This is a genomic window from Solicola agrisoli (assembly GCF_049059935.1).
Taxonomy (GTDB): Bacteria; Actinomycetota; Actinomycetes; order Propionibacteriales; family Nocardioidaceae; genus JAURVT01.
In genome coordinates this window covers 1-4,981 of the sequence record NZ_JBMGQR010000129.1, presented here as the reverse complement: position 1 = coordinate 4,981, position 4,981 = coordinate 1, and the positions used below count along the sequence as shown (strand labels likewise).

Here is a 4,981-nt window from a genome sequence, read left to right as displayed (position 1 = left end):
TGGTCTACCGCGCCGGGTTCGCCCGCACGCGTCGCCACGCCCGCCAGCTCGTCACGCACGGTCACTTCGTGGTCAACGGCCACAAGGTGAACATCCCGTCGTACCAGGTGGATCGTCACGACATCATCGACGTGCGCGCCAAGTCGCACGAGATGACGCCGTTCATCGTCGCCCGTGAGACCCACGGCGAGCGCATCGTCCCCGGCTGGCTCGACGCCGCCGCGGACCGCATGCGGATCCTCGTGCACGACAAGCCCGTCCGCGAGCAGATCGAGGTGCCCATCCAGGAGCAGCTCATCGTGGAGTTCTACTCCAAGATCTGATCGCCGGCCCGCACCCGCGGGCCGTCACCATCCCATCCTGCAGACCCGGTCCGTCATATAGCGGTCGGCCCGGAAAGGAACGCACATGCTCATCGCCCAGCGCCCGCAGCTGTCCGAGGAAGTCGTCGACGAGTACCGCTCGCGGTTCGTCATCGAGCCCCTCGAGCCCGGATTCGGCTACACCCTCGGCAACTCGCTCCGCCGCACGCTGCTCTCGTCGATCCCCGGCGCGTCCGTGACGTCGCTCAAGATCGACGGCGTGCTGCACGAGTTCTCGACCATCACCGGTGCCACCGAGGACGTCACCGAGGTGATCCTGAACCTCAAGGACCTCGTCGTCTCCTCCGAGCACGACGAGCCCGTCGTCATGTACCTGCGCAAGCAGGGCCCCGGCGACGTCACCGCCGCGGACATCGCGCCCCCGGCCGGCGTCGAGGTGCACAACCCCGAGCTCAAGGTCGCGACGCTGAACGACAAGGGCAAGATCGAGCTCGAGCTCGTCGTCGAGCGTGGCCGCGGCTACGTCTCCGCGGTGCAGAACAAGCTGGGCGACGAGGAGATCGGGCGCATGCCCGTCGACTCGATCTACTCGCCGGTCCTCAAGGTGACCTACAAGGTCGAGGCCACGCGAGTCGAGCAGCGCACCGACTTCGACAAGCTGATCATCGACGTCGAGACCAAGCGCTCGATCAAGCCGCGCGACGCGATCGCGTCGGCCGGGTCGACCCTGGTCGAGCTCTTCGGCCTGGCGCGCGAGCTCAACGTCGAGGCCGAGGGCATCGACATCGGTCCCTCGCCCGTCGACGAGCAGCTCGCCGCCGACCTCGCCCTCCCGGTCGAGGACCTGCAGCTGACCGTGCGTTCCTACAACTGCCTCAAGCGCGAGGGCATCCACACCGTGGGTGAGCTCATCTCGCGCAGCGAGCAGGACCTGCTCGACATCCGGAACTTCGGTTCCAAGTCCATCGACGAGGTCAAGGCGAAGCTCGTCGAGATGGGCCTCTCGCTCAAGGACAGCCCGGCCGGCTTCGACCCGACCGCCGTCCTCGGCGACTACAGCGACGACGACGAGTCCTTCGCCGAGGACGAGCAGTACTGAGGCCGTACCGGCCCGGACGACCACACAGGAGACTGACATGCCCACCCCCACCAAGGGACCCCGCCTCGGCGGCAGCCCGGCTCACCAGCGCCTGATCCTGGCGAATCTGGCGACCAGCCTGTTCGAGCACGGCCGCATCACCACCACCGAGGCCAAGGCGCGCCGTCTGCGCCCCTACGCCGAGCACCTGATCACCAAGGCCAAGGTCGACACCGTCGCCAACCGCCGTCTGGTCGTGAAGGTCATCCGCGACAAGAGCGTGCTCCACACGCTCTTCACCGAGATCGGCCCGAGCATGGCCACCCGCCCGGGCGGCTACACGCGCATCACCAAGCTCGGCCCCCGCAAGGGTGACAACGCGCCCATGGCGGTCATCTCGATCGTCGAGTCGAAGGACTTCGCGTCCACCGGCCCGACCTCGACCGCCACCACGGGCACCGCCGCCAGCGCGGTCGTCGCCGAGGACGCGGCCGACGAGGCCGTCGACGCCGCGGCCACCGCCGAGGACGTCAACGCCGAGACGACCGACACCGAGGTCGCCGAGGCGACCGAGGTCGCCGAGGACGCTGCGGAGGACGCCGTCGAGGCGGCCGACGTGGCCGAGAAGACCGACGACCCGGTCGAGGCCGAGGACGCGGCCGAGGAGGCCGTCGACGCGGCCGCCGAGGCCGAGCAGGCTGCCGAGGACGCCGAGACGGCGGCCGACGACACCAAGGCCTGAGCACCACCAGCACCACCGCACGGCCCCGCACCCCCTGGGTGCGGGGCCGTCGTGCGTCCGTGGCGGGTCGGAACTCGGGTGCGTGACCTCGGCCCGGGCCCGTAGCCTCGCGGACGTGACATCCCGCGACGACGCGCACGCCCTCCCGACGCCCGAGATCGACGGCCTGAGGCTCCGCCCGCTCGACCCCTCCGACCTCGACGCGTGGTGGTCGCTGGAGCAGCGTGCGCAGGAGGTGGACCGCGACCCGCACCCGGTGACCCGGTCGACCCTCGAGGGCTGGCTCGGCCGGCACGGCGGCGACCTCGCCGCGGACACGCTGGTCGCCCTCGACGCGGACGGCGAGACCCGTGCCCTCGTCAGGGTCGACGTGCCGGACGGTCAGGTGGACGCCGTGCGCGCGCTCGTCGGGGGCGTCGTGGACCCGGTGTGGCGCGGTCGCGGCGTGGGCCGGGCGCTGCTGGCCTGGCAGCTGGCGCGGGCCGAGGTCAAGGTCGGGCAGGTGCGTCGGGACGGCGGCGTCCCCGACGACGTGCCGAGCGAGGCCGGCACCTTCGTGCGCGACGGCCACCCCGATGCACCGGCGCTGCTGGCGCGGGCGGGCCTGGAGCACGCACGGTTCTTCTCGAGCATGTCGCGCGACCTCACGGCGAGCCCCCCGAGACCGACCGAGGTGCCCGGCGGTCTGACCGAGGTCGACCTGGGCGAGGCCGACGTCGTCGAGCGGACGCGCGTCGCGCACAACGACAGCTTCCAGGACCACTGGGGCTACCACCCCGAGACGCCGCTGACGTGGGCGTCGGAGACCACGGCCAACGAGGGCTTCCGGCCCGACCTCAGCCGCGCGCTCCTGGACGTCGACGGCGTCGTCGCCGGGTACGCCGTGGTGAGCGTGCGCCCCGAGGCGACGGGGGAGCGCGTCGGTCACCTCGAGCTGCTCGGGACCACGCGGGCCTGGCGCGGACGGGGCCTGGCGTCGTTCCTGCTCGAGCGGACCGCTGGCCTGGTGGCCGGGGACGGGCTCGCCCGCACCACGCTGGGCGTGGACTCGGCGAGCCCGACCGGCGCCGACCGGCTGTACGTCGCGCACGGGTACGAGCGGGTCGGCGGCAGCACCTACTGGGCGGTGCCGCTCGGCTGAGCGGTCACTGCTGGGGGGCGCCCGCCGGGTCCATCCACACCAGCTCGATCTGGTGGCCGTCGAGGTCGAAGAAGCTGCGGCCGTACATGAAGCCGTGGTCCTGCGGCGGGTTGGCGGTGCTCGCCCCGGTCTGCATCGCGCGCTCGGCGAGATCGTCGACCTCGGCGCGGCTCTCGGCCGAGATGGCCACCAGGACCGACGCGGTCTTGCGCGGCTCGCCCACGGGCTTGGGCGTGAAGGTCGCGAAGTAGTCGTGCGCGAGCAGGATGAGGGTGATGGAGTCCGAGACGACGATGCTGACGGCGTCGTCGGTGGAGAACTGCTCGTTGCGGCCGAAGCCGAGGCCCTCGTAGAACGAGGCGGCCGCGGGGACGTCGGAGACGGGCAGGTTGACGAAGATCTGGCGGGACATGGGTTCCTCCGGTGGGTGGTGCGGGGTCAGGCGGCCGCGAGGTCCATGTGCAGGACCTCCCAGACGTGCCCGTCGGGGTCGGTGAAGCTGTGGCCGTACATCGGGCCCTGCTGCATGAGGTCCTTCCAGGGCTTGCCGCCGTGGCAGAGCGCGCGGTGGTGCAGGTCGTCGACCTCCTGGCGGCTGGATGCCGACAGGCAGTTGATGGACGTGGTGGCGGTGGTCGCGTCGCCGACGGCGCCGACCACGAAGTCGGCGAACCGGTCACGCGTGAGCAGCATGACGCAGATCGTCTCCGAGACCACCACGCACGAGCACTCGGCGTCGCTGAACGTCGGGTTCAGCTCGAACCCGAGGCCGGTGTAGAAGTCGGTGGCCACGGCGAGGTCGGCCACGGGCAGGTTGACGAAGAGCATGCGGTTCACGGGAGGTCCTCACGAGCGGTGGGCGGTCGAGAGGTCTGACCGCCGCTCCCGGACGAACTCATCGGGTCGCAGGTCTACTCTTCCGGTGCCCGCTGGGACTACTTTCGTGGCCATGACCACGATCGACGTCGACCAGTCCTTCGCCGAGCTGACCGAGCCGCTGCGGGGCGAGATCACCGCCCACTGCTACCGGATGCTGGGCTCGGTGCACGACGCCGAGGACCTCGTCCAGGAGACCTACCTGCGCGCCTGGCGCGCGTTCCACGGGTTCGAGGGACGCTCGTCGGTCCGCACCTGGCTGCACCGCATCGCCACCAACGCCTGCCTGAACGCGCTCGAGAGCCGTCAGCGGCGCCCGCTCCCCACCGGTCTCGGCCAGCCCGCGGCCGACCCGTCCGGCGCCCTGCGCACCCGCGAGGAGGTGCCCTGGCTGGAGCCGCTGCCCGACGACCTGGTGTGGGGACGCGCCGACGCCGAGCCCGGCGAGCAGACCGTCTCGCGCGAGAGCGTGCGGCTCGCGCTCGTCGCCGCCCTGCAGCACCTCACGCCGCAGCAGCGCGCCGTCGTCGTGCTGCGCGACGTGCTCGCCTGGCAGGCCAAGGAGGTCGCCGAGACGCTGGACATGACGGTGGCCGGCGTCAACAGCACGCTGCAGCGTGCGCGGGTGCAGCTCGCCAAGCTCGAGGGCGGCCTGGACCAGGCAGCGGCGCCCGTCGACGACGCCCGCACCCGTCGGATGCTCGCGGCGTACGTCGCGGCGTTCGAGGAGTACGACGTGCCCCGCATCGTCTCGTTGCTCGCCGAGGACGCCGTCTGGGAGATGCCGCCCTTCGACGGCTGGTACCGCGGCGCCGAGCAGA

6 protein-coding genes and 1 pseudogene are annotated in these 4,981 nt (G+C 71.5%); 5 read left to right on the top strand and 2 right to left on the bottom strand.

Going from position 1 to position 4,981, the window contains the following annotated elements; translation table 11 throughout:
- The 4 genes and pseudogenes from rpsD to ACI6PP_RS22770 all read left to right on the top strand — a co-directional run.
- A partial coding sequence (gene rpsD, locus ACI6PP_RS22785; RefSeq protein WP_421114022.1) for a 30S ribosomal protein S4 occupies positions 1 to 323 on the top strand: 323 nt, incomplete at its 5' end.
- A gap of 85 nt (positions 324 to 408) precedes the next feature.
- A complete protein-coding gene (locus ACI6PP_RS22780; protein WP_421114020.1) occupies positions 409 to 1,422 on the top strand; it encodes a DNA-directed RNA polymerase subunit alpha in 1,014 nt (337 codons plus the stop codon).
- 37 nt (positions 1,423 to 1,459) lie between these two features.
- Positions 1,460 to 1,996, top strand: a pseudogene (gene rplQ / locus ACI6PP_RS22775) (50S ribosomal protein L17); the annotation flags it as partial.
- Positions 1,997 to 2,258: 262 nt separating this feature from the next.
- The gene (locus ACI6PP_RS22770; RefSeq protein ID WP_421114019.1) at positions 2,259 to 3,284 is read left to right on the top strand and encodes a GNAT family N-acetyltransferase; all 1,026 of its coding nucleotides are present in this window, start codon (positions 2,259 to 2,261) and stop codon (positions 3,282 to 3,284) included.
- 4 nt (positions 3,285 to 3,288) lie between these two features.
- Here ACI6PP_RS22770 and ACI6PP_RS22765 read toward each other — a convergent pair whose 3' ends face one another.
- Entirely contained in the window at positions 3,289 to 3,696 is a 408-nt protein-coding gene (locus ACI6PP_RS22765) for a VOC family protein (RefSeq protein WP_421114018.1), read from the bottom strand.
- A 26-nt stretch (positions 3,697 to 3,722) separates the two neighbouring features.
- The gene (locus tag ACI6PP_RS22760) at positions 3,723 to 4,112 is read right to left on the bottom strand and encodes a VOC family protein (RefSeq protein ID WP_421114023.1); all 390 of its coding nucleotides are present in this window, start codon (positions 4,110 to 4,112) and stop codon (positions 3,723 to 3,725) included.
- Positions 4,113 to 4,233: 121 nt separating this feature from the next.
- Here ACI6PP_RS22760 and ACI6PP_RS22755 point away from each other — a divergent pair.
- Positions 4,234 to 4,981: RNA polymerase subunit sigma-70 (locus tag ACI6PP_RS22755; protein ID WP_421114017.1), on the top strand; the 748-nt coding region annotated here is incomplete at its 3' end.

Bases quoted from the DNA above. Each gene is read 5' to 3' on its own strand.
- ACI6PP_RS22780 (WP_421114020.1), top strand. From the start codon at position 409: ATGCTCATCGCCCAGCGCCCGCAGCTGTCCGAGGAAGTCGTCGACGAG.
- ACI6PP_RS22765 (WP_421114018.1), bottom strand. From the start codon at position 3,696: ATGTCCCGCCAGATCTTCGTCAACCTGCCCGTCTCCGACGTCCCCGCG.
- ACI6PP_RS22760 (WP_421114023.1), bottom strand. From the start codon at position 4,112: ATGCTCTTCGTCAACCTGCCCGTGGCCGACCTCGCCGTGGCCACCGAC.